This is a genomic window from Microbacterium sp. bgisy207, from assembly GCF_057706855.1.
Window position 1 is genome coordinate 283,265 of record NZ_JBYIPB010000001.1, and the last position, 22,391, is coordinate 305,655.

The window sequence follows — 22,391 nt, forward strand, 5'->3', positions numbered from 1 at the left end:
GTTCGATACACCGGTGTATCCGATACGCATGTGTATCGTAGACGATTGCAGAGACGCCCAGGCTGAAGGCTCGGTGTGAACGCGTCGACGGGAGGAGGTCGTGATGGAGCAGTCGGATGACGCTGCCACTCGCCACATCCTGGACGCCATCGACGGGATCGTGCCCGAGGAGGCCCGCGGCCGCGAACGCACGAAGGCCCGGCTCATGCGAGCCGCGTACGAGGTGTTCGCCGAGGTCGGCCTGGACGGGGCATCCGTCGAGGCGATCTGCGAGCGCGCGGGGTTCACGCGCGGGGCGTTCTACTCCAATTTCTCCACCAAGGATGAGCTGTTCTTGGAGCTGGTCCGCGCCGTGACCGATCGCAAGCTCGAGGCGGTGTCCGACCGGGTGGACGGGTTGCGCGCCCGGGACGCGACGTTGACGCCGAGCGAGCTCGTGCAGAACGTCCTCGAAGGCACCGTCGAGGGGCTGCTGGATGTCGTCCTCATGAACGAGATCCGACTGCGTGCGATGCGCGATGACGAAACGGCGCGCGCCTACCTCGCCTGGCTGTCGAGTCTGATCGACCGGGTGCAGCAGATGATCGAAGCGCTGGCGGACTCCTACGGCCTGCGGCTTCGGCTCCCGGCGCGGGACTTCGCTCGACTCGTGCTGATCGTCTGGGAGGATGCGCTGGTGTCAGCGGCGATCGAGCGGCTCGACTATGTCGGATTGCGGACTCGGGCCGAGAAGCGTACCCAGCAGCTCGCGATAGCGCTGGTCGACACGTCATCCTGAACGATCGGCCGCGTCGGTACCGGAGTCACCCGACGGATGCGGCAAGCAGCGCGTGGCACCGCGCGAGGCGTTCTGCCCACCAGCGGCTGCGTTCGGCGGGCGCCGCGTACTCCGCCAGGGCTGACGCATCGACCTCGGGCCTGCGAACCGGGACGGTTCCGTGCTCGGGTCGCAGCGGGTCGACGGTGACGTCGGCCCCCAGCAGCGATGCGGTGCCGAGACCACAGTCGTAGTCCAGCCGGGGGAGCGCGCCCGCGAGGGCTGCCCCCATCGCCAGTCCGACGGAGGTGTCCAGGGCGCTCGAGACGACCACCGGCAGACCCGCCTCGGCCACCAGCTGCAGGACGCGGTGCACCCCACCGAGCGGCTGCGCCTTGATCACCAACAGATCCGCGGCGTCCGCGCGGGCGACCGCGAGCGGGTCGTCGGCCTTCCGCACGCTCTCGTCGGCGGCGATCGGCACTCCCATATAGCGGATTCGGCGACGGAGCTCCCGCAGCTCGTCCAGGCGTGCGCAGGGCTGCTCGACGTACTCGAGGTCGAACTCCGCGAGCGCGTGGACGGCGTGCTCGGCCTCGTCGAGGCTCCAGGCTCCGTTCGCGTCGATGCGGATGCGGCCAAGGGCGCCCATCGTCTCGCGCACCGCACGCACGCGGGCGATGTCGTCAGCCAGGGTGCCGCCGCGTTCGGCGACCTTGACCTTGGCGGTGCGGCATCCGTCGAATCGCGCGAGAACCTCCGGCACGGCAGCCGCCGAGACGGCGGGAACCGTCGCGTTCACACGGATCTCGGTGCGATGCGCGGTCGGGGCATTCTGCCAACCGAAGTCGATCGCCGCCGCGAGCCAGGCGCTCGCTTCGGCATCCTCGTACTCTGCGAAGGGAGAGAATTCGGTCCACCCCGCGGGTCCTCGCAGCAGCATCGCCTCGCGGTGCGCGAGGCCGCGGAACGGGGTCACCAGGGGAAGCGAGACGACGTACGCGTGAGCGCGCACCTCGTCGAGTGGAGGAACCGACGGAAGGTGCAGGGCGGCTGGCATGCTCTCATCCTGCCCTGCGTGCGAGGTGTCTGCTCGAACCGTCGGCCCGGTCGAGCCGTCGGCCCGGTCGAGCCGTCGGCCCAGCCGAACCGTCGGCCTCGGCCCGGCCCGCAGCCGGGTCCAGGTCCGTAGGCTGACCATATGGCCCTCCTCGAGACTCCCGTCCGCCTCGGCATCCAACTGCGCCCCCAACACGTCGCGTACTCCCAGATCCGGGACGCCTTGCTGTGGGTCGAGGACTTCGGGGCCGACATCGCCTTCACCTGGGATCACTTCTTCCCGCTGTCGGGGGACCCCGACGGTGCGCACTTCGAATCGTGGACCATGCTCGGCGCCTGGGCCGAACAGACCGAACGGATCGAGTTCGGCGCGCTGGTGAACTGCAACAGCTATCGCAACGCCGATCTGCAGGCGGACATGGCCCGAACCGTGGATCACATCAGCGCCAAGGGCGGCGGCACGGGGCGGTTCATCTTCGGAACCGGCTCCGGATGGTTCGAGAAGGATTACGACGAGTACGGCTACCCGTTCGGTACCGCAGGATCACGGTTGGACGATCTGGCGTCGAGCCTGCAGCGGATCGAGGAGCGATGGGGAAAGCTCAATCCGGCCCCCACCCGCGCGATCCCCGTCATGATCGGCGGCGCTGGAGAGCAGAAGACCCTCCGACTGGTGGCGCGCCATGCCGACATCTGGCACAGCTTCGTCGGCCCCGATGACCTCCGCCGCAAGCTCGACGTGCTCGAGGAATGGGGGCAGCGCGAAGAGCGCGACCTCTCCCAGCTCGTGGTCTCGAACGAGATCGGCAGGCGCGAGACGGACGAGGTCGAGAGGCTCTACGAGAGCGGTGTCCGCCTGTTCACTCTCGGCCTGGACGGGCCGGATTGGGACTTCGCCGCCGTCAAGCGCTGGATCGCGTGGCGGGACGCGAAGAACGCCGACTGACCGGCCCGCTGCCCGCAGGGCTCGGCGCCGTCAGTCGACGGGCCCGCCGCACACGCCGCAGATCCCGCTGGGGGGAACCTCCACGAAGCAGGTCGTGCAGACGGAGGCCACGCGCTCGGGCGCTGACGGCGCGCGGCTGGTGCGCGGTTTCGGTGCCGGGCGCGACCGGGCACGTGCAGCGGGCGCGGACGCCGGCCGGGGAGCGGCGACGGCGGGACGGTGGGTGAGGCAGTAGAACCGCACGAATCCGGCGGGGTTGTTGGGGTGCCGGTGCTTGACCACCCACAGCTCGGTGCGTGGGAGCGGAGCGGATCCGGAGGGGCAGCGGGCGCAGCGGCTGTCTTCGCCGGGCACGACCTCGGATGCCTGCAGCGGAGTGTCGAAGGGGAGCGCGTCCCGCCAGTCGGACGACGTCCTGATCTGCATCCGCGTGTCTCCTGCCTGTCCCTCCCAGGCTACCGGTCTCGCGCCCCCCGGTCGTTTGCCGGCCGGTGACGCCTCGAGGAACTCCAGGCCGTCTCGCTGCCCGCGTAGGCTGGGCGCGTGAGCGTCTCCGAGCTGTTCGATCCGGATGCCTGGGTTCTTGCGCCCGGCGCGGAGGACTACACCGACATCACTGCGCACGTCTCGACCGACGGGCGCATCGCCCGCATCGCGTTCGACCGGCCCGAGGTGCGCAATGCCTTCCGCCCGCGCACCGTCGACGAGCTCTACCGCGCGCTCGATCTTGCCCGACAGGACTCGCGGATCGGCGTCGTCCTGCTCACCGGGAACGGCCCGAGCCCGAAGGACGGCGGCTGGGCGTTCTGCTCCGGGGGTGATCAGCGTATCCGTGGTCGCGACGGCTATACGTACGCCGCCGACGACGCGACCGCGCCCGATCCGGCACGAGCCGGCCGACTCCACATCCTCGAGGTGCAGCGGCTCATCCGCTTCATGCCGAAGGTCGTCATCGCCGTCATCCCCGGCTGGGCGGCCGGTGGCGGGCATTCTCTGCACGTCGTCTGCGACCTGTCGATCGCGAGCCGCGAGCACGGGCGGTTCAAGCAGACGGATGCCGACGTCGGCTCCTTCGACGCCGGGTACGGCTCGGCGTATTTCGCCCGGCAGATCGGTCAGAAGTTCGCGCGGGAGGTGTTCTTCCTGGCCGAGGAGTACTCGGCGCAGCGTGCCTACGAGATGGGGGCGGTCAACCGGGTCGTGGGCCACGCCGACCTCGAGCGCGAGGCTCTCGCGATGGCCAGGACGATCCTGACGAAGTCGCCGACGGCGATCCGGATGCTGAAGTTCGCGTTCAACGCCGTTGATGACGGACTCGTCGGTCAGCAGGTCTTCGCCGGCGAAGCGACCCGGCTGGCGTACGGCACCGAGGAAGCCGTCGAGGGGCGGGATGCGTTCTTGCAGAAACGCGATCCTGATTGGTCCCCGTACCCGTGGCACTACTGAGCCTGCCGGGACGGCAGCCGGAAGACCTGCTCGCCGCCCTGGCGGATGCCCAGGCCGACACTTCCGTCCTCGTCGAGACGTCGGGGTCGACGGGATATCCGAAGACGGTCGTCCTCCCGATCGCGTCGCTGCGTGCGAGCGCCGAAGCCACTGCCGCTCGCATCGGGAAGGGAACGTGGCTGCTCGCTCTCGCGCCGACGTATGTGGCGGGGCTGCAGGTGCTCATGCGCAGCATCCACGCCGGAACCGTGCCCGTCGTGGTGCCGCCGTCCGCGTCGGCGAGGGAGTTCGCCCGCGCTGCGGCCGCGATCGCCGCGCCGCGGTACACCTCTCTCGTTCCCGCGCAGCTGGCCCGGCTCCTGGATGCCGTCGATGAGCCCGCCGTTGCGGATTGCCTCCGCGGGTTCGAGGCGATCCTCGTCGGCGGCCAATCGTTGCCCGCGGAGCTGGCGGATCGGGCGTCGGTCGCGGGTGTGCGCGTGGTGCGCACGTACGGCTCGAGCGAGACCAGCGGCGGATGCGTGTACGACGGTATCCCGCTCTCGGGAGTCGGCGTGCGCATCGTGGACGGGGAAGTGCAGATCTCGGGTCCGGTCCTCGCGAGCGGGTACCTCGACGACCCGGAGCGCACGGCGTCGGCCTTCGTCACGGATGCGGCCGGAACGCGGTGGTACCGGACCGGCGACCTCGGCGAGTTCGATGGCGTCCTGCGGGTGACCGGCCGCCGCGACAACGTCATCGTCAGCGGCGGCATCAACGTGTCCCTCGATCGCGTGGAGCGCGTCGTGCGCACCGTGCCCGGACTCGAACGGGCGGTGCTGCTCGGGGTCGACGACCCTCGCTGGGGGCAGGCATCCGTCATCGTGATCGAGCGACAGTGCGCGGGAGATGAGGGCGCGCTCGACGAGGCGCGGCGGCGTGTCGAGCGGGAGATCGGCGCGGCCGCGCGGCCCCGCCAGGTGGTCGCGGTCGCGCAGTTTCCGCTCCTGCCCTCCGGCAAGACGGACGTCAGGGCGCTCCGCGAGCAGATCGCAACGCTCTAGGATTGCTCCCCGTGGCAGCACCCTCGAAGAAGAAGAAGCGTTCTCGGCCTCGGAGCACGCCGCATCCGGGTTCGACCAACGCCGCGCGCCGCGATCACCGTTCCCCGGTGGCGGCGCCGACACCGGCGACCGCGCGCGACTGGATCGGGGCAGCGCGCCTGCGGACCCTGCCGCTGGCTGTCACCCCGATTCTCGTGGGGACCGGTGCGGCGCTCCTGGTCGAGCGGCCGCTTCACTGGGTCATCGCGCTCGCGTGCCTCGTGGTCTCGGTGAGCCTGCAGATCGGGGTCAACTACGCGAACGACTACAGCGACGGCATCCGTGGCACCGACGCGTACCGGGTCGGCCCCGCCCGCCTCACCGGCGCAGGCAAGGCCAAGCCGCGTACCGTGCTCGTGGTCGCGCTCGTCTTCTTCGGGATCGCGGGGGCCTCGGGGCTCGCGATCACGATCCGCACCGAGCAGTGGTGGCTGATCGCCGTCGGCGCAGCATGCATCGTGGCCGCGTGGTTCTACACGGGCGGAAAGCGACCCTACGGATACGCCGGACTGGGCGAGCTGTTCGTGTTCGTCTTCTTCGGGCTCGTCGCCACGCTGGGTACCACCTGGGTTCAGGCGTTCGCGCTGCCCCAGGAGGCATGGTTCGGTGCCGTCGGGACGGGTCTGCTCGCGTGCGCCGTGCTCCTGGCCAACAACCTGCGCGACATCGACCAGGACCGTGTCGCCGGCAAGCGCACGCTCACGGTGCTGATCGGCCGCCGCGCGACGCAGGTCGTGTTCACGGTCTTCGTGCTCATCCCCTTCGGGATCGCCGCCTACCTCGCGCTCTTCTACCCGGTGGCCTGGCTGACGGCGATGGCGCTGCTGCTGGCGCTTCCGGCCATCCTCATCGTGTGGACCTACCGTCAACCGCGGGAGCTGGTCATCGCGCTCGCGCTGACCTCAGGGACGTCCCTCGCCTACGGGGCCTTCCTGTTCTGGGCGTTCGCCGGCTGAGCGTGTGGCGTCGGCATCTGCCGCTTCCGCCCGATCACGAGGGTCGGCCGCGCCCGTCGGCGCCGCCTCGCCGACGGCAGCATCCTCGACCTGCTCATCGGTCGGGGCCGCGCGCCGCGTCCGCCGAGCGGCCAGCGACGCGGACACCTCGTCGAGCGGTCGGCGCAGGAACAGGACCGACAGGCTCAGGCCGATGAGCGCCGCGAAGATCGCCGACAGCCAGTAGAACTCGCGGCCGATGGGCAGCAGCATCAGGATGCCGAACGGAACGAGGAAGAACAGGATGCGCAGCACCGTATACAGCCAGAAGGAGCGCGCGTTCACCCCTCCATCGTAGGCGCCGGCGTGGGTGCTCGATTCGAGCGGGCGGTCAGTGCCTGCCCAGCCCCGGTCGGCTGAACCGACCTAGGATGGAGATGTGCCCCGCGTGCTGTTGATTCTGGCGTTGGTGGCGACCGCGTTCTGGGTCTACACCATCGTCGATTGCGCTGTGCAGCCACCGACCCGACACCGGGGCGTCAGCAAGCCGCTGTGGATCGTGATCGTCCTGGTGCTTCCCGTCGTCGGTGGCGTGCTGTGGCTGCTTGTGGGCCGCGCCCGGCGTGCGAAGGTTCAGCCGTCGCGCGCTCCGGATGACGATCCCGAGTTCCTGGGTCGTATCGGGTCCATCTCCGATCAGGACGAGCGCATTCGCCGACTCGAAGAGGAGCTCGCGATGCTGGATGCCGAAGAGGCGTTCGAGGCTCCGACCCAGCCAGGACCCACCACCGATCCGGAGGCGGCAGCCACACCGCGCGATGATGACGATGAGCCCCGCGGATCACGCGGAGCCGCGTGACGGGCATCCGGTGAGCGACCATCCTCGCGGGGGGACGCGTTCGCCCGCGACCGACGCCGCGGCGGCGCTGCTCGATCAGCTGATCGAGCTCGGGATCCGTGACATCGTCCTGAGCCCGGGCTCGAGGTCACAGGCCCTCGCGCTGGTCGCCGCCGACGCCGAGGAGCGGGGGTGGTTACGACTGCACGTGCGCATCGATGAGCGGGTGGCGGGATTCACCGCGCTCGGCATCGGCCGCGAGTCACGGATGCCGGCGGCTGTCGTTTGCACGTCCGGCACCGCGGTCGCAAACCTCGCACCTGCCGTCCTCGAGGCTCACCACTCGGGCGTTCCGATGCTGCTGCTGACCGCCGATCGCCCGCCGGAGCTTCGGGGCGTCGCGGCCAACCAGACCACCCGTCAGCCCGGGATCTTCGGCCCGAATACCCGCTTCGATCTCGACGTGCCGACTCCGACCGAGATCGACGACACCGGTGACGGCGACTCGTCGGCGGCCCTCCGCGAGATCGCCACGCAGGCGATGACCGCCGCCCTCGGCGACGACCTGCGTCCCGGAGGTCCGGTCCACCTCAACCTGCCCTTCCGTGAGCCGCTCGCCGGTGCTCTGCCGCCGTGGTGGTCCTCGTCGTATCCGCGCACCGCAACCGTCGACATCCGCCCCGAGCACGGTGCGGCCGCCGAGACGGACGCGGCGTCCGAGCCGGGGTCCGAACAGTCCGGCGCGCTGTACCAGGGCGGCGGGGGTATCGGCGATGCGGAAGACCTGGTGCCCACGGGCGGCATGCCGCACGTGCTGACGCGCGGCGTTCGCACCCTCGTGCTCGCCGGTGATGGGGCGGGTCCGGGAGCGGAGGCACTCGCGTGGGACGGCGGCTGGCCCCTGATCGCCGAGATCGTCAGCGGAGCGCGCTTCGGGCGTCATCTCGTGCACGGCTACCGAGAGCTGCTTCGCCGACCTGAACTGCGCGACCCGATCCAGCGGGTCGTCGTGCTCGGACACCCGACGCTCGCGCGGGAGACCACGGCGCTCCTGTCCCGCGCCGACGTCGAGATCATCGCGCTGCGCGGCCCCGGTGAGACCGTGAATCTCAACGGCGCGACCGTCGCGGTCTCCGCGCTCGCCGCGGCGCCGCTGGCCGAGACCACGCCGGAAGCTGTCGAGGCCGATCGCGCGTGGCTGGGTACGTGGATGCGGGCATCGCGCGCGGCATCCGTCGATCTCTCGATGCCGGCGCCGGACGGTGCGGCGCTTGCGTCCACCGACCCGCAGACGCGACTGGGGGCGATCTCTGCCGAGCTTGCGGTGCTGCGCGAGAAGGTCGACCGGGTTGCCCTGGTGGATGCGATCTGGCGGGCGAGCTGGCCACACGACCGACTCGTGTTCGGTTCCTCTCGTCTGGTGCGTGTGGCCGATGACGTCCTGCCGGGCAAGAAGGTGGTCGTGCACGCCAACCGCGGGCTTGCCGGGATCGACGGCACCGTGGCGACCGCGATCGGCGTGGCGATCGCCAGCCAGTCGGAGGGAGCTGTCGGTGTCACCCGAGTGCTGGTGGGGGATCTCGCCCTGCTTCACGACGTCGGAGCGATGCTGCTCAGCCCCACCGAGCCCGCACCGCGCATCCAGCTGATCGTCGGCAACGACTCCGGCGGCACGATCTTCGACGGTCTCGAGGTGGCCGCGCTCGGATCGCAGGCCCTCCGCGACCGAGTGTTCTACACCCCTCACGAGGCCGACCTCGGCGCGTTGGCGGCGGCATATGCATGGAGCTACGTCCGCGTCGACACGCGCGCGCACCTCGATCAGGTGTTGACGTCGCCGGTCCACGGGCCCCAGCTGGTCGAAGTGCCGCTCCCGCGCTGAGCGCTGTGCCGGGTCCATGATGGACGGGTGATCGCGAGAAGTCAGACGTACTGGACCGGCGACGTCGCCGAGCTCCTCCGGGTCGGGGAGGGCTTCGTGCTCTCGAGCGTGGAGCCGGGCTCGACTCCCGGCTACGGAAGCGACAAGAAGCAGGCGGCGCAGGACCTCGCCGCAGGGGTCGCCGAACTCGGCCTGTTGCAAGAGAAGCTGTTCGCCCAGAGCAGGGTCGGCGCGACGGATGCGGCGGTTCTGCTCGTGCTGCAGGGCATGGACTCGTCAGGCAAGGGCGGTATCGTGCGTCACGTCGTCGGATCGGTCGATCCGCAGGGGGTCTCGCTCGCGTCCTTCGGCGCGCCGACCGAGCAGGAGCGCGCCCACGACTTCCTGTGGCGGATCGAGCAGAAGCTGCCCCCCGCGGGTCGGATCGGCGTCTTCGACCGATCCCATTACGAGGACGTGCTCATCGGGCGGGTGCGTGCTCTCGCGGATGCCGAGGAGATCGAGCGTCGCTACAGCGCGATCAACGAGTTCGAGCGGCAGATCGCGGCCTCCGGAACCCGCATCGTCAAGGTGATGCTGCACATCTCGTATGCGGAGCAGAAGGCTCGACTCATGGAGCGTCTGGATCGTCCCGAGAAGCACTGGAAGTTCACGCCCAGCGACGTCGACGAACGCACCCGCTGGCCGTACTACATGGCGGCGTACCAGACCGTCTTCGAGCGCACCTCGACCGAGCATGCGCCCTGGTATGTCGTCCCTGCCGACCGCAAGTGGTACGCCCGGCTGGCCGTTCAGCATCTCCTGCTCGAGGCGCTCGAATCCATCGATCCGCAGTGGCCGAGCGCGGACTACGACGTCGCGCTCCAACGGGAGCGTCTCGCTGCGACGTGAGAGTTCACCGACCCGTACCCGGTGTCTGCAAGGATGCGGCCCATGGATGACGAGTTCGAGGGATTCCTGCAGCAGGTGACGCCGCTGCTGAGAGAACGCCGACTCGACGAGTTGCGCGCTCTTCTGGCCGACGAGGATCCCGCCGAGATCGCCCAGCTGCTCGAGCGCGAAGACGCGCGCGACCGGGCGGTGCTCTACCGGCTGCTCCGGCGCGACCAGGCGCTGGAGGCGTTCGAACTGCTCGATCCGGGGATGCGCGCCGAGCTCATCGGTGGCCTTCGCGAAGAGGATGTCGCGAAGGTGTTCGAGGAGCTCGACCCCGACGATCGTGCCCAGTTGATCGATGAACTGCCGGCCGGTGTCGCGAGGGAACTCATGCGCGGCCTCTCGCCCGCCGAGCGCGAGCTGACCGCGCCGATGCTCGGCTACCCGAAGAACAGCGTCGGACGGTTCATGAGCACCGAGTACGTGCGCCTCTCGCCGCAGCTGACCGTCGGGGACGCGCTGACTCACGTGCGTCACCGCGGCATGGATGCCGAGACCGTCTACATGCTCCCGGTCACCTCGCCCCACCGCCGGGTTCTCGGTGTCGTGGGTCTTCGCGAACTCGTGATGGGGCGGTCGGACTCGAGTGTCGACGAGCTCATGACCGAGGCGCGCACCGCGCGGGCAACGGATGCCGCAGAAGCCGCAGCGCGGTCGCTCGTTGACTCCGGCCTTCTTGCCATGCCGATCGTCGACAGCGAGGACCGGCTCCTCGGCATCCTGACGGTCGATGACGCGGCCCGCATTCTCGAGGAAGCCGAAGACACGGATGCCGCGCGCCAGGGCGCATCCGAGCCGCTCGGGCGCCCCTACCTCACGACTCCCGTGCTGAGGATCGTCCGCGCGCGCGTGGTATGGCTGTTGGTGCTCGCCGTCTCGGCGCTGCTGACGGTGCAGGTGCTCGGGATCTTCGAGGCGACGCTCGAGCAGGTGGTCACCCTCGCCCTGTTCATCCCGTTGCTGACCGGCACCGCCGGAAACACCGGGTCGCAGGCGGCAACGACCGTCACCCGTGCCCTCGCGATGGGTGAGGTGCGAAAACGCGATGCGCTCACGGTGATGTGGCGGGAGATGCGCGTCGGGGCGTTCCTCGGTGGACTCTTGGGCATCCTCGGTTTCACGCTGGCAAGCCTGGTGTTCGATCCCGCTCTGGGCGCCGTCATCGGGCTCACGCTGCTGTTCATCTGCACGCTGGCAGCGACGGTGGGTGGGCTGATGCCGATCCTCGCGATGGCCGTGCGCGCCGACCCTGCCGTGTTCAGCACGCCCTTCATCTCGACGTTCTGCGACGCGACGAGCCTCATCATCTACTTCGCCGTCGCGACCTGGATCCTGCAGCTGGGCTGACCGCCCGGCGGGATCAGGCGAGGGCGTCGACGATGGGCCGGAACTTCACCCGGGTCTCGAGAAGCTCGGTCTCGGGGTCGCTGGCTGCGACGATGCCTGCTCCCGCGTGGGCGACTACGGGGATCGTGTCGGAGTACATCGCGAACTGCCGTTGCTGCTCAGCGCCGATCTGCGCGCAGCGCAGGGCGATCGCCCACTCGCCGTCGCCGCGGGCATCGATCCACCCGACCGGTCCGGCGTAGCGACCGCGGTCGAACGGTTCGAGGCGGCGGATCACCTCGAGGGCGGCATCCGTCGGCGTGCCTGCGACAGCCGCGGTCGGGTGCAGCACGCGGACGAGGTCGAGGGCAGACGCGCCGTTCGACAGTCGGCCCGAGACGTCGGTGGCCAGGTGCCACAGATTCGGGAGCTCAAGCAGGTGCGGCTCGTCGGGAGCGACCAGATCGCGGGTCAGGGGGGCTAGCGCCTCCACGACGCTCGTGACGGCGAATCGGTGCTCATCGAGGTCCTTGCGGCTCGCCTCGAGCGCGTGCGCGGCCGCGGCGTCCTCGTCGGCATCCGCGCCGCGCGGGGTGGTGCCGGCGAGCACACGCGCTGTCACGGTGCCGTGGTCGACGGTGATGAGGGTCTCAGGGCTCGCGCCGATCAGGCCGTCGACGGCGAACGTCCACGTGTCGGGGTAGTTCGTGGCGAGTGCGCGAACGAGGCGCCGCAGGTCCGCGCCTGCCGGAATCGTGCCGATGAGATCCCGCGCAAGGACCACCTTCTCGACCTCGCCCGCCACGATCGCCTCGATGCCGGCACGCACGGCCTGCTGGTAGGCGTCCGGCAGCAGCAGACCCGGTCCGAGGGTCGCCGACCAGTGAGGGCCGTACGGTTCCGGTGACGGGGCCGCGCTCTCGTCATCGGTCTGGCCCTCGCGGCGGATCGTGGTGGTCCACGCGCGACCCGCGTGTACCCCGGTGATCGTGCTCGGCACGACGAGGTACGGGCGTGTGGTGGAGGTCGGGTCGAACCCGAGCGCTCCGAATCCGACCAGACCGGTACCGGGCAGCTCCAGGGGATCGGACACCCGGGCATCTGCCGTGATCTCTCGCCAGATCTCGGCGAGCGGGATCGACATCGGGGGCGCACCCCGGCCGCCCATCTGCATGACCGGGCGGCCCGAGCCGACGATGCCTTCGCCGCGACGCAACCACGCGAGCGGGTTGCGCGGGTCGGTCAGGACGAGCAGATCGTCGACCGGTTCGATCTCCCTGGTCTCGACCACCAGGGGTGGCAGACGAAGCGAGCGGGTCACCTCACCAGCCTAGACTTCCGACGTGGATGCGGATCGAACGGGCAGGCCCGCGCCGGGCACGGTGACGCAGTTCCGGTGGCGCAAGTGGGATGGCGGCGTGCACTGGGTGCACGACTGCGTCTATCTCGGTCACGACGAGTGGGGCGAGTGGTTCGGACAGCCCGTCGGATGGCGCAGCATCCGTCCCGGCCGGGACGTCGTGACCTCGGCGCCCAACGTGTCGCTCATGCCCCCGAGCGGTCAGTACGCGCTGACGGTGAACGCCGCGCCCTCCCGGACTCGCGTGTACATCGATCTCGGCTGGGACATCGGCTGGTCGCCGTCCGCTCCCGGCGTCGCCGAGGGCATCGACATGGACCTGGATGTCGTCAAGACGCTCGACGGGCGCGGAATCTGGATCGATGACCGCGACGAGTGGGACCAGCACCGCGTGCGCTACGGCTACCCGCGCGAGGTGGTCGTACGCCTCGAGGCGCTCGCCGTCGATCTTGAGCGGCGAGTGCGGGCGAACGAGGCGCCGTTCGATGACGCGACCGCGGATGCCTGGCTCGAGCGGCTCGCCGGACTCGGACTTCCGCCTCAGGAGTTCGGTCGTTGAGCGAGCGCAGCGAGACGAAACGCCTCGGACTGGCCCCTCAGGCTGCGCTCTAGACTCGACAGGTGAGTTCCGACCAGGCGCATCGCGCAGACCTTCAGAAGGACCCGGCCCGCGTCAGCGGGATGTTCGACGAGGTTGCCGCGGGTTACGACCGGACCAACACAGTCTTGAGCGTCGGCAACGACCGCTTGTGGCGGAAGGCGACCACGCGTGCTCTGTGCCCTCGCCCGGGTCAGCGCATCCTGGATCTGGCGGCGGGAACGGGCACCTCGAGCGTCGCGATCGCCCGCACGGGTGCTGAGGTCGTCGCCGCGGACTTCTCTCCGGGAATGATCGCTGAGGGCCGGCGGCGCCACGCGAACGTACCCGGTGTGACCTTCGTCGAAGCCGACGCGACAGCTCTGCCGTTCGGCGACGCGGAGTTCGACGCCGTGACGATCTCGTTCGGCCTCAGGAACGTGCAGGACCCGGATGCCGGCCTTCGCGAGATGCTCCGCGTCACCAAGCCCGGTGGACGCCTCGTGGTGTGTGAGTTTTCGCACCCGACCTCACCGGCGGTGGCATCGCTGTACCGGCTCTACAACGATCGTGTCCTTCCCCCTGTCGCGCGCCTCGTGAGTTCGAATGCCGACGCCTACGACTACCTCAACGAGTCGATCCGGGCGTGGCCCGACCAGCCGACACTGGCGGGGCGCATCCGGGCCGCCGGTTGGGTCGACGTCGCATGGCGCAACCTCACGTTCGGTGTCGTCGCCCTGCACCGGGCCCGCAGACCCGTCGAGGACGGTGGGTCACAGCCCCGGTAGGCTGTTTGCGTGACCCCTTCCGCGTCAAGCTCCCGAATCGCGAGCCAGCTGGGTCTCGCGGAACGGATCTTCGCGGGGCCCCGAGCGCGGCGACTCATCGACGGCGTCGAGGCCGGTCTTGATCGGGTCGACACCAGCCTGGAACGCGAACTGCACGTCTCCGACGCGCTCGCAGACGCGACCAGCCGCTATTTGTTCGAGGCCGGCGGTAAGCGGGTGCGCCCGATGCTCGCGCTCCTGACCGCCCACCTCGGTGACGGTGTGACCGACGAGGTCGTCGAAGCCGCAACGGCTCTCGAGATGACACACCTCGGCTCGCTGTATCACGACGACGTCATGGACGACGCCGACAAGCGCCGGGGCGTCCCCAGTGCCCACTCGGTCTGGGGCAACAACATCGCGATTCTCACGGGCGACCTGCTCTTCGCGCGGGCGAGCCAGATCATGGCGCGGCTCGGTGAGGGCGCCATCCGTCTGCAGGCGAACACGTTCGAGCGTCTCGTGCTCGGACAGATGCACGAGACGGTCGGCCCGGCGGATGCCGACGACCGCGTCTCGTTCTACCTCCAGGTGCTCGCTGACAAGACCGGTTCGCTCATTGCGGCGGCAGCGCAGTCCGGCGTCGTCTTCAGCAATGCCCCGGACGAGTACGAAGAGCCGGTCCGGGCCTTCGGCGAGGCGGCAGGCGTCGCGTTCCAGCTGCTCGATGACGTCATCGACCTCTCGGCCGACCCCGATGAGACGGGGAAGGTGCCCGGAACAGATCTGCGGGCGGGCGTGCCCACGATGCCGTATCTGCTCCTGGCGCGTCGTGACGACGCGGAGGCGCGCGTCCTGCGGGAGCGCATCGACGACGGTGTGGCCCAGATCGCTGACGGAGCCGACCCCGCACTGCTGGATGAGCCGCTGGCGATGCTGCGCGCGGACCGTTCCACACGCGAGACCGTCGAGCTGGCCACCGCCTGGTCGCGCGACGCGATCGCCGCCCTCGATCCCATCCCCGACGGCCCGGTGCGCGAAGCCCTCACGCGGTTCGCGCAAGCGGTCGCCGACCGCTCGAGCTGAACGATCCCGGCGCCTCGCGTCGAATCACCGTGCTCTCGCGTCCCGAAAGGAACCCATGACCACTCTGAGGTTGGCCATCGTCGGTGCAGGCCCGGCAGGCATCTACGCCGCCGACATCCTGCTGAAGGCGGAGCGGTCGTTCGACGTGTCGATCGACCTGTTCGAGCAGCTGCCGGCCCCCTACGGCCTCGTGCGCTACGGTGTCGCCCCCGACCATCCACGCATCAAGGGTGTGATCTCAGCGCTGCGCGAGGTGCTCGACCGCGGCGACATCAGGATCTTCGGGAACGTCGAGTTCGGTCGCGACATCACGCTGGACGACCTCAAGCGCCACTACAACGCCGTCATCTTCGCAACCGGCGCTGTGCGAGACGCGACCCTCGACATCCCGGGTATCGACGCGGACGGCTCGTACGGCGCGGCCGACTTCGTCAGCTGGTTCGACGGGCATCCGGATGTGCCCCGTACGTGGCCGCTGACGGCCCAGTCCGTCGCGGTCGTCGGCAACGGCAATGTCGCTCTCGATATCACGCGGATCCTCGCCAAGCACGCCGACGATCTGCTGTCGACCGAGATCCCCGCGAACGTGTACGACGGACTCAAGGCCTCCCCCGTGACCGATGTGCACGTCTTCGGCCGCCGCGGACCCGCGCAGGTCAAGTTCACCCCTCTGGAGCTTCGCGAGCTGGGCGAGCTGCGCGACGTCGACATGGTGGTCTACGACGAGGACTTCGACTACGACGAGGCGTCCCGCACCGCGATCGAGAGCAACAAGCAGGTCAAGGTCATCGACCGCGTGCTGCAGGAGTGGCGGACGCGTCCGGGCGCGAACAACGCCGGAGGGACGGCATCCCGGCGCCTGCACCTGCACTTCTGGGCCAAGCCGCTCGAGGTGAAGGTCGACGACGAAGGCCACGTGTCGGGCTTCGTGTACGAGCGCACCCGGCCGGACGGGCAGGGCGGCGTCGTCGGCACCGGTGAGATCCGAGAGGTGCCCGTTCAGGCCGTGTACCGCGCTGTCGGGTACTTCGGCTCCCCGCTCCCCGAGGTGCCGTTCGATGAGCGCCACGGCGTCATCCCGAATCACGAGGGTCAGGTGCTTCACGCCGACTCGAACGAGCGTGTGCCCGGCATGTACGCGACCGGGTGGATCAAGCGCGGACCGGTCGGACTGATCGGTCACACCAAGTCCGACGCGATGGAGACCGTGCGTCACCTCATCAACGACCAGGGGTCGTGGTGGCAGCCCGAGGACCCGTCCGAGGCCGCGATCCCCGCGCTTCTTGCGCAGCGCGGGGTCCAGTGGACCGATCTGCAGGGGTGGCACCGTCTGGACGAGCATGAGATCGCGCTCGGCGAGCCGGAGGGGCGTGCGCGCATCAAGGTCGTGCCGCGCGACGAGATGGTCACCATCTCCCGGGGCGAATGACCTCCGCGCGGGGACTGTCGCCGGGGCTCATCGCAGCGCTCGGCTTCGTCGCCGCGGTCGGTCCGTTCGCGACCGACATGTACCTCGCCTCCTTCACCGACATCGCCAGCGATCTCGGTGTCGACGCTGCCGCCGTGCAACTGACACTCACGTCGTTCCTCGTTGGTGTGGCATCCGGTCAGCTCGTGCTCGGCCCCTGGTCCGACCGAGTCGGTCGGCGACCGGTCCTGATTGCGGGCGGAGTGGTCTTCGCGGTCTCGAGCATCGCCATCGTGTTCGCGCCGACGATCGCTGTCTTCGTCATCCTTCGGTTCGTGCAGGGCTTCTCCGGGTCCGCGGGAATGGTGCTCGCTCGCACCGTCGCCGTCGATCTCAGTCCGAAAGAGACGGCGGTTCGCGCGCTCAGCCTGATCGTGGTGGTCGTGGGCGTGGCGCCGCTGATCGCGCCGCCGATCGGTGGTCTGCTCAGCGAGGCGGTGGGGTGGCGCGGGGTGATGGCCTCACTCGCTGTCGTCGCGGTGGCGATGCTGGCCGTCTCGCTCTGGGTCGTTCCCGAATCCCTCGCGCCCGAGCATCGCCATTCGGGCGGGATGGGGGCAACGTTCCGCTCCTTCCGGAGCCTGCTTGCCGATCGCGGCTTCCCGCTGTACACGGGTGCCTTCGCGTTGACCTTCGGCGCGATCATGGCGTACGTGTCAGCCTCGCCGTTCGTCGGTCAGGTCGTGCTCGGCATGTCGCCGGCGATGTACTCGATCTCCTTCGCGGTGGCAGCGAGCGGCGTCATCCTCTCGAACCTCGTGAACGCGCGGATCGCGGTACGGTTCGGGCCGAGACGGATGCTGGTCGTCGGCCTTGGGTTCACCACCGGCGCCGCGGCGTTGCTGCTGGGTCTGACTCTTGCCGGCGCGCTCACGGTCGTCGGATTCGTGACCTGCGCGTTCTTCCTGACCCTCGGCCTCGGATTCACGATGTCCAACTCGAGCGCGCTCGGACTGGCTCGCGCCGACCGGGCCCGCGGCGCCGGATCCGCGATCATGGGCACATCGCAGTTCGTCGTCGGTGCGATAGCCTCCCCGCTCGTGGGGCTCGCGGGAGAGGACACCGCGGTGCCCATGGCCGTCGTGATCGCCGTGATGATGGCGCTCTCTCTGCTGCTCGGCCTCCTGGCCCTGCGAATGACCCGGCGCGGCCGCCGGTGAGGCCTGCGCGTGCGGGGTGACCACGGCGCTGTCGTAGATTGAGGGTGTTGATCTGCACCGGTGAGTGACCGACGTGCACCGAGTGAAGGAGTCGCCGTGTTCCGATCCCGCCTTGCGCCTGCCGCCGCTGTCATCGGCATCCTGCTGCTTGCCGGATGCGCGCCGACACCCGAGCCGTCATCCACCCCCAGCGCCGCAGCGAGCGAGAACGACGGTGCCTCGGCGGAACCCACCGTTTCGACCGAATCGGCCATCGCGAACGTTCCGACCGACTGCGCCGCCGTCGGCACTGCCGAGAGCCGCGCAGACACCGTCGACCAGCTCACGCTCCAGGGCGACGGGGTCGGTTTCGAACGCCCCGTTCCCGAGGGTGCCACACTCCTGCTCGGGTGCGATTGGATCGCCGGCGACACCACAGGGCTGCTGTTGCTGATCAGCGAGGTGGATCCTGCAGCCGCCGAGGCGTACGTCGCCACTCTCCCAGACCAGGGCTACACCTGCGTCACCGGGGATGCCGGCAACCCCGTCTGCCAGATGGTGACGCCCAGCTCGGAGTACCCCGTGGACACGGTCGAGACGATCACCAGCCGTGAGGACATCTGGATCTACTCCTCCTCGACCAACCTCGATGCCGACATGCTGCTGAGCGACCTGAACCAGCAGATCTGGGCGAACTGAGACACCTTCGTATTGCCGCTCCCGCGCGCCCGGGGCGGGAGCGGGCGTGGCAGGATCGACAAGATGAGCACGAACAGCCGCAGCGATGGTCCCCAGCCCATGAGTCGTCGTGGTCTTCTCGCCTCAGCCCTCGCGGCGGGCACCGTCGGTGCACTGGCCGGTGCGGCGGCGCCCGCGGCAGCCGCCGAACTCCCGCCCCAGGAACCCGATTCGCCGTGGGTCAAGGGCTCGGGTTTGAAGCTTGCTGACGAGTGGGTGCCGTTGCCGGCGGACTACCCCTGGCGCCCCGGCCGGATGATCTACTACACGATCATCGAGGGCGACCTGTCCGTACCGGGACGACGCCAGTGGGCTGTGGTCCTTCCGGATGGCAGTCAGCGCTCCTTCCCCGAGACGGCCTTCTTCTCCCAGCTGAGGATGGCGTTCGCTGAGCGTGGCTGGCGGTGGGAGTCGACCAGCCATCCAGCGGCGTCGCACGTCGTGGTCTACCTCTCGCTGAACGACTTCCTCGCCGCGGGACTGGGAAACGCGCCTGCGATCGCGTGAGCCGGTGCGGCGATAGTCTCGACGTATGGAAGAGGCCTGGCTTCCTGACCTTCTGGGCGGCCGCTTCGCGCAGCGCACGCTGCACCTGGGTAGCGACGACGAGGGTGAGGTCGTCGCGACTGTCGTGCGGCTCCTCCCGTCGTGGCCGGCCTCGTGGACGGGCTCGCTGCGCGATGTCGACGTCCTCTACGTCCACGGATGGTCGGACTACTTCTTCCAGACCGGCCTCGCGCAGTGGTGGGCCGAGCGGGGTGCCCGTTTCTACGCGCTCGACCTGCGCAAGTACGGCCGGAGTCTGCGCCCCGGCCAGACGCCCGGCTACGTCTCGTCGCTGACGGAGTACGACGCCGATATCGCCGCGGCGCTGTCGGTGATGGGGCGTGGCGAGAACCCGGGTCGGCGTCTTGTGCTGTTGGGGCACTCCACCGGAGGTCTGACCCTCTCGCTGTGGGCGGCCCGGCATCCGGGGGTCGCGTCCGCGCTCGTGCTCAACAGTCCGTGGCTCGAGTTCCAGGCGGGGGCGTGGGGACGAGAAGCGCTCTCGCCTCTCGTAGCGGCCCGCGCACGGTGGGATCCGCTGGGCACGCATCCGGTCGTCGACCTCGGCTTCTATACGCGTGCGCAGCGGGAGGTGGGGACTCTGCCGGACAGTCCCGACGGTTGGCGGCCGGAGCGCGGATTTCCGACTCGCCCCGGGTGGTTGAAAGCGGTGCTGGACGGACACGACACCGTTGCGCGGGGGATCGAGGTCGGATGCCCCGCGCTCGTCCTGCTCTCGAAGCGGTCGAGCTCGCCGCTGTCCTGGCGTCCCGAGATGATCGAAACGGACTCCGTCCTCGTCGTCGACGACATCGCTCGCGCCGCTACGCGTCTGGGCCGTCTGGTGACGATCGCCCGGATCGAGGGCGCGCTCCACGACGTGTTCCTCTCGCGCCAGCCGGCGCGCGACGAGAGCTACCGGGTCATGGCGGAGTGGATGCGGTAGTTCTCGGCCCGTTAGGTGTCCCCGCTCTCCGTTAGCGTTGAAGGGTTGCGCAGATCGAGGGGACACAGTGTGGTCACGGGTGAGCTGAAGCGTCAGGTCGACAAGGTCTGGGATGCCTTCTGGTCGGGCGGCATCGCCAACCCCGTCGAGGTGATCGAGCAGATCACCTATCTGCTGTTCATCCGGCGCCTCGATGACCTGCAGTTGCTCGCCGAGAAGAAGGCGTCGCGTTTCGGGGGCGAGGTCGAGAATCCCGTCTTTCCCGAGGGTTACGACAGCGATCTGCCGAGCCGTCGACCGTATCGGGATTTGCGGTGGAGCGTCTTCACGAACTTCTCGCCCGTCGAGATGTTCGAGGTTGTGTCGGAGCATGTGTTTCCGTGGCTGCGTCAGCTCGGCGCCGAGGGGTCGAGCTACGCACGCAACATGCGCGATGCGCGTTTCACGATCCCGACGCCGGCGCTGCTGACCAAGGTCGTCGACCTGCTCCGCGATATCCCGATGGAGGATCGCGACACCAAGGGCGACATCTACGAGTACATGCTCTCGAAGCTCGCGACGAGCGGCACGAACGGGCAGTTCCGTACGGCCCGGCACATCATCCAGCTCATGGTCGACCTGCAGCGCCCGCGCCCGGATGACGTGATCATCGACCCAGCGTTTATGCGCAAGTCGGATGTCTCAAGAGACATCCAAGCGCCGGTCAGGCTGGTGCTTGGAGGTTCAAGTCGGTCGCTCTGCTCTCCCGTGAGAACTCGAGCCACCACCCTGCGAAGGCAGCCGGCGCAATCACTTCCAGCCTGTGCACGCCTTCGCCAACCGGAAGGACCTTGACGAGGCGCGCGTCAGCCTGCGCGGATGTTCCGACCGGCGAACCAAACTGGGCCGATGGGTCCTCTCTGAGGGCTTCCATGATCGAGTGCGCGACTCTTTCCACGGCCACTGCGAGAAGCGTTTCAACGTCGCCATGGAGGTCAAGCTCGTAGGCGGACCACACCGCGGCGGGGTCGAGGTCACAGGTCACCGAGGCTGCGGCACGTGCCTCAGCGACGCCCTTGCGATCGATAGCTAGAACCTGCTCCAACGTGCCTTGCGGATGCGCCCACACCCCGTGGTCCGCAAGCAAAGTGAGGAGCCGCGCCTTTCGGATGCCCTCCGCAGTCGACTCGTCATCGAGACCGGCCAACCAAGCTCCCCTCGATGCGGGATCGCTCGGAACCTTAGCCTCATCCGCTTTGCGGATTAGGGGACGCAGCACCGTTGAGATCCGACCGGGGCTCTCGGCGAACGTCTCCGTGATTGCACTTGAGAGCCCCGGCAGTGAGTCGAGGGTGCGCTGCATCTCGGGGTCGAACAGCGCGTCAAGATCACACACCGCGCGTACGTCCAAGCCCAGCTTCGTGCAGATCTCCAGCCATAACGCCACACCGCCGCTCCCGCCGCAGTCGACGAGATCTGTCTGCGCGACCACTTCCGCCGACGCGACGCGTGTAAGAGTTGTAGACATCGCGGCGACATCCGTCACACCCTCGAGCAGAACAGGTCGGGGCGAGAACACGATGTCGCTTACCAGTTGTGGATTCTGTGCGAGCGAAGCCTCCACGCGGTCCGCTTGCACATCCAAGACGCTCTCGCTCATCCGGCGCGGCGGCGATCCGGCGCCGAAGACCCAAATCGACGCCAAGTCGCTGGCGAGTCGTGGCCGCAAGAAGCTCGGCTCGTGTGTGACTACGATCGCGGATCGTCCCGACTGCTCGCATTCTCTGTTCAGCTCGGCGAGCCACAGCCTGGCCATGGAGGGGTGCAGGTGGAGTTCCGCCTCATCGACAACAAGCAACCGCCAGTCATCTCGATAGACCGCGGCGAGGAGGACCACCAGCTCGCGAAGACCGTGACCCTCGTCTCGAAGCAACGAGTACTCGACTGATCCCATGCGCACGTACGGGTCTAGGAATCCGGCTGTTTCGCGCAGTTCGATGGATCGCCCGAGAGCGCGACGGATGAAAGCTGCAACGCGTAGCAGGACCTCTGGCTCCTCACGAAGCGCATAGAGCTCAGTGGTCGCGAGACCAGCGAGCCTTGCCATCTCGAGGATCTGTCGGCGTTCTTCCTCGCCGATTGGGACGCCGCGGTACTCGGTGGGTGTTGAACCCCAGCCGTGGTTAACAACGTTCATCAACCCGACCAGGCGATCGGTTGTCAGGATCCGCTCGCCTGTGGCCAAGGCGATCGCGCGAGCGGCCTTTGACTTTCCGCTGCCATTTCGCCCGACGAAGTACTGGACTGGGTGCGACCAGTCCGAGATCTCGATGAATTCGTGCTCAGAGCCAACCGAGTCGATCCCAAAGACGCCAGCTCGTCTGATGGTGACCGAGTCGGGGAACTTGTCACCATCAGTCGGCATTCGACTGATGGACGTCACCTTGAGCGGAGGGTCCCAGGTGTGGATGGCGAGGAACTGATCTGCAGCTTCCCGCTCACTGCCCGCGTCAACCTGCTGACGGTCGATACTGCCACCATTCGGCGCTACCGCCGACACGAGGAATCGGGTCATTGA

22 protein-coding genes and 1 pseudogene are annotated in these 22,391 nt (G+C 68.8%); 18 read left to right on the forward strand and 5 right to left on the reverse strand.

All coding sequences use genetic code 11. The annotated features are described in order from the left end of the window. Nucleotides 1-103: 103 nt before the first annotated feature. Nucleotides 104-778, forward strand: a complete 675-nt coding sequence (locus AC3ENO_RS01315; RefSeq protein WP_434968822.1) for a TetR/AcrR family transcriptional regulator — start codon at nucleotides 104-106, stop codon at nucleotides 776-778. A 25-nt stretch (nucleotides 779-803) separates the two neighbouring features. Here the strand turns inward: AC3ENO_RS01315 and AC3ENO_RS01320 are convergent, their stop codons facing one another. Further along, nucleotides 804-1,817, reverse strand: a complete 1,014-nt coding sequence (locus AC3ENO_RS01320; protein ID WP_434968823.1) for an o-succinylbenzoate synthase — start codon at nucleotides 1,815-1,817, stop codon at nucleotides 804-806. A gap of 141 nt (nucleotides 1,818-1,958) precedes the next feature. On the opposite strand from AC3ENO_RS01320, the gene AC3ENO_RS01325 reads away from it, so the two are divergent. Beyond that, entirely contained in the window at nucleotides 1,959-2,762 is an 804-nt protein-coding gene (locus AC3ENO_RS01325) for an LLM class F420-dependent oxidoreductase (RefSeq protein WP_434968824.1), read from the forward strand. Nucleotides 2,763-2,792: 30 nt separating this feature from the next. Here AC3ENO_RS01325 and AC3ENO_RS01330 read toward each other — a convergent pair whose 3' ends face one another. Next, on the reverse strand, nucleotides 2,793-3,188 hold the full coding sequence (locus tag AC3ENO_RS01330; RefSeq protein ID WP_434968825.1) for a glucose-6-phosphate dehydrogenase: 396 nt from the start codon (nucleotides 3,186-3,188) through the stop codon (nucleotides 2,793-2,795). Between the two features lie 117 nt (nucleotides 3,189-3,305). On the opposite strand from AC3ENO_RS01330, the gene AC3ENO_RS01335 reads away from it, so the two are divergent. From AC3ENO_RS01335 to AC3ENO_RS01345, 3 genes are read left to right on the forward strand one after another with little or no spacing between them, the layout of a single operon-like run. After that, entirely contained in the window at nucleotides 3,306-4,208 is a 903-nt protein-coding gene (locus tag AC3ENO_RS01335) for a 1,4-dihydroxy-2-naphthoyl-CoA synthase (RefSeq protein WP_434968826.1), read from the forward strand. Beyond that, a complete protein-coding gene (locus tag AC3ENO_RS01340; protein WP_434968827.1) occupies nucleotides 4,196-5,251 on the forward strand; it encodes an AMP-binding protein in 1,056 nt (351 codons plus the stop codon). The genes AC3ENO_RS01335 and AC3ENO_RS01340 overlap by 13 nt, the downstream gene beginning before the upstream one ends. Nucleotides 5,252-5,262: 11 nt before the next feature. Further along, a complete protein-coding gene (locus tag AC3ENO_RS01345; protein ID WP_434968828.1) occupies nucleotides 5,263-6,246 on the forward strand; it encodes a 1,4-dihydroxy-2-naphthoate polyprenyltransferase in 984 nt (327 codons plus the stop codon). On the opposite strand, the gene AC3ENO_RS01350 is transcribed toward AC3ENO_RS01345, so the two are convergent. Further along, a complete protein-coding gene (locus AC3ENO_RS01350; protein ID WP_434968829.1) occupies nucleotides 6,193-6,570 on the reverse strand; it encodes a DUF4229 domain-containing protein in 378 nt (125 codons plus the stop codon). The two genes, AC3ENO_RS01345 and AC3ENO_RS01350, sit on opposite strands and share 54 nt — an antisense overlap. A gap of 94 nt (nucleotides 6,571-6,664) precedes the next feature. Between AC3ENO_RS01350 and AC3ENO_RS01355 the strand changes: the two genes are divergently transcribed. Genes AC3ENO_RS01355 through mgtE form a run of 4 tightly spaced genes read left to right on the forward strand, consistent with a single transcriptional unit; the run spans nucleotide 6,665 to nucleotide 11,228 of the window. Further along, nucleotides 6,665-7,084 carry a PLDc N-terminal domain-containing protein gene (locus tag AC3ENO_RS01355; RefSeq protein ID WP_434968830.1) on the forward strand — a complete coding sequence of 140 codons (420 nt, stop codon included), beginning with the start codon at nucleotides 6,665-6,667 and terminating at the stop codon, nucleotides 7,082-7,084. Continuing rightward, nucleotides 7,053-8,945: a 2-succinyl-5-enolpyruvyl-6-hydroxy-3-cyclohexene-1-carboxylic-acid synthase gene (menD, locus tag AC3ENO_RS01360; RefSeq protein WP_434968831.1), complete on the forward strand. Its 1,893-nt coding sequence runs from the start codon at nucleotides 7,053-7,055 to the stop codon at nucleotides 8,943-8,945. The genes AC3ENO_RS01355 and menD overlap by 32 nt, the downstream gene beginning before the upstream one ends. A 27-nt stretch (nucleotides 8,946-8,972) precedes the next feature. Then, entirely contained in the window at nucleotides 8,973-9,836 is an 864-nt protein-coding gene (locus tag AC3ENO_RS01365) for a polyphosphate kinase 2 family protein (RefSeq protein ID WP_434968832.1), read from the forward strand. A gap of 42 nt (nucleotides 9,837-9,878) precedes the next feature. Beyond that, nucleotides 9,879-11,228: a magnesium transporter gene (gene mgtE, locus AC3ENO_RS01370; protein WP_434968833.1), complete on the forward strand. Its 1,350-nt coding sequence runs from the start codon at nucleotides 9,879-9,881 to the stop codon at nucleotides 11,226-11,228. A 13-nt stretch (nucleotides 11,229-11,241) separates the two neighbouring features. Here the strand turns inward: mgtE and AC3ENO_RS01375 are convergent, their stop codons facing one another. Continuing rightward, nucleotides 11,242-12,528, reverse strand: a complete 1,287-nt coding sequence (locus AC3ENO_RS01375; RefSeq protein WP_434968834.1) for an isochorismate synthase — start codon at nucleotides 12,526-12,528, stop codon at nucleotides 11,242-11,244. A gap of 22 nt (nucleotides 12,529-12,550) precedes the next feature. On the opposite strand from AC3ENO_RS01375, the gene AC3ENO_RS01380 reads away from it, so the two are divergent. From AC3ENO_RS01380 to AC3ENO_RS01420, 9 genes are all read left to right on the forward strand, one after another. Continuing rightward, nucleotides 12,551-13,126: a DUF402 domain-containing protein gene (locus tag AC3ENO_RS01380; protein WP_434968835.1), complete on the forward strand. Its 576-nt coding sequence runs from the start codon at nucleotides 12,551-12,553 to the stop codon at nucleotides 13,124-13,126. 62 nt (nucleotides 13,127-13,188) lie between these two features. Next, on the forward strand, nucleotides 13,189-13,932 hold the full coding sequence (locus AC3ENO_RS01385; protein ID WP_434968836.1) for a demethylmenaquinone methyltransferase: 744 nt from the start codon (nucleotides 13,189-13,191) through the stop codon (nucleotides 13,930-13,932). Nucleotides 13,933-13,941: 9 nt separating this feature from the next. After that, nucleotides 13,942-14,997: a polyprenyl synthetase family protein gene (locus tag AC3ENO_RS01390; protein ID WP_434968837.1), complete on the forward strand. Its 1,056-nt coding sequence runs from the start codon at nucleotides 13,942-13,944 to the stop codon at nucleotides 14,995-14,997. Between the two features lie 55 nt (nucleotides 14,998-15,052). After that, complete coding sequence (locus AC3ENO_RS01395) at nucleotides 15,053-16,426, forward strand: FAD-dependent oxidoreductase (protein WP_434968838.1); 1,374 nt, start codon at nucleotides 15,053-15,055, stop codon at nucleotides 16,424-16,426. Further along, a complete protein-coding gene (locus AC3ENO_RS01400) occupies nucleotides 16,423-17,625 on the forward strand; it encodes a multidrug effflux MFS transporter (RefSeq protein WP_434968839.1) in 1,203 nt (400 codons plus the stop codon). The genes AC3ENO_RS01395 and AC3ENO_RS01400 overlap by 4 nt, the downstream gene beginning before the upstream one ends. Nucleotides 17,626-17,721: 96 nt before the next feature. Beyond that, nucleotides 17,722-18,303 (forward strand): DUF3558 domain-containing protein, encoded by a 582-nt coding sequence (locus AC3ENO_RS01405; protein WP_434968840.1) that lies wholly within the window; start codon nucleotides 17,722-17,724, stop codon nucleotides 18,301-18,303. A 63-nt stretch (nucleotides 18,304-18,366) separates the two neighbouring features. Then, the gene (locus tag AC3ENO_RS01410; protein WP_434968841.1) at nucleotides 18,367-18,849 is read left to right on the forward strand and encodes a hypothetical protein; all 483 of its coding nucleotides are present in this window, start codon (nucleotides 18,367-18,369) and stop codon (nucleotides 18,847-18,849) included. A gap of 25 nt (nucleotides 18,850-18,874) precedes the next feature. After that, a complete protein-coding gene (locus tag AC3ENO_RS01415) occupies nucleotides 18,875-19,834 on the forward strand; it encodes an alpha/beta hydrolase (protein ID WP_434968842.1) in 960 nt (319 codons plus the stop codon). Between the two features lie 69 nt (nucleotides 19,835-19,903). After that, nucleotides 19,904-20,668, forward strand: coding sequence for a type I restriction-modification system subunit M N-terminal domain-containing protein (locus tag AC3ENO_RS01420; protein ID WP_434968843.1), 765 nt, complete (start codon nucleotides 19,904-19,906; stop codon nucleotides 20,666-20,668). A 538-nt stretch (nucleotides 20,669-21,206) separates the two neighbouring features. Here the strand turns inward: AC3ENO_RS01420 and AC3ENO_RS01425 are convergent. After that, nucleotides 21,207-22,388: pseudogene (locus AC3ENO_RS01425) on the reverse strand (OLD family protein); the annotation flags it as partial. Nucleotides 22,389-22,391 lie beyond the last annotated feature (3 nt).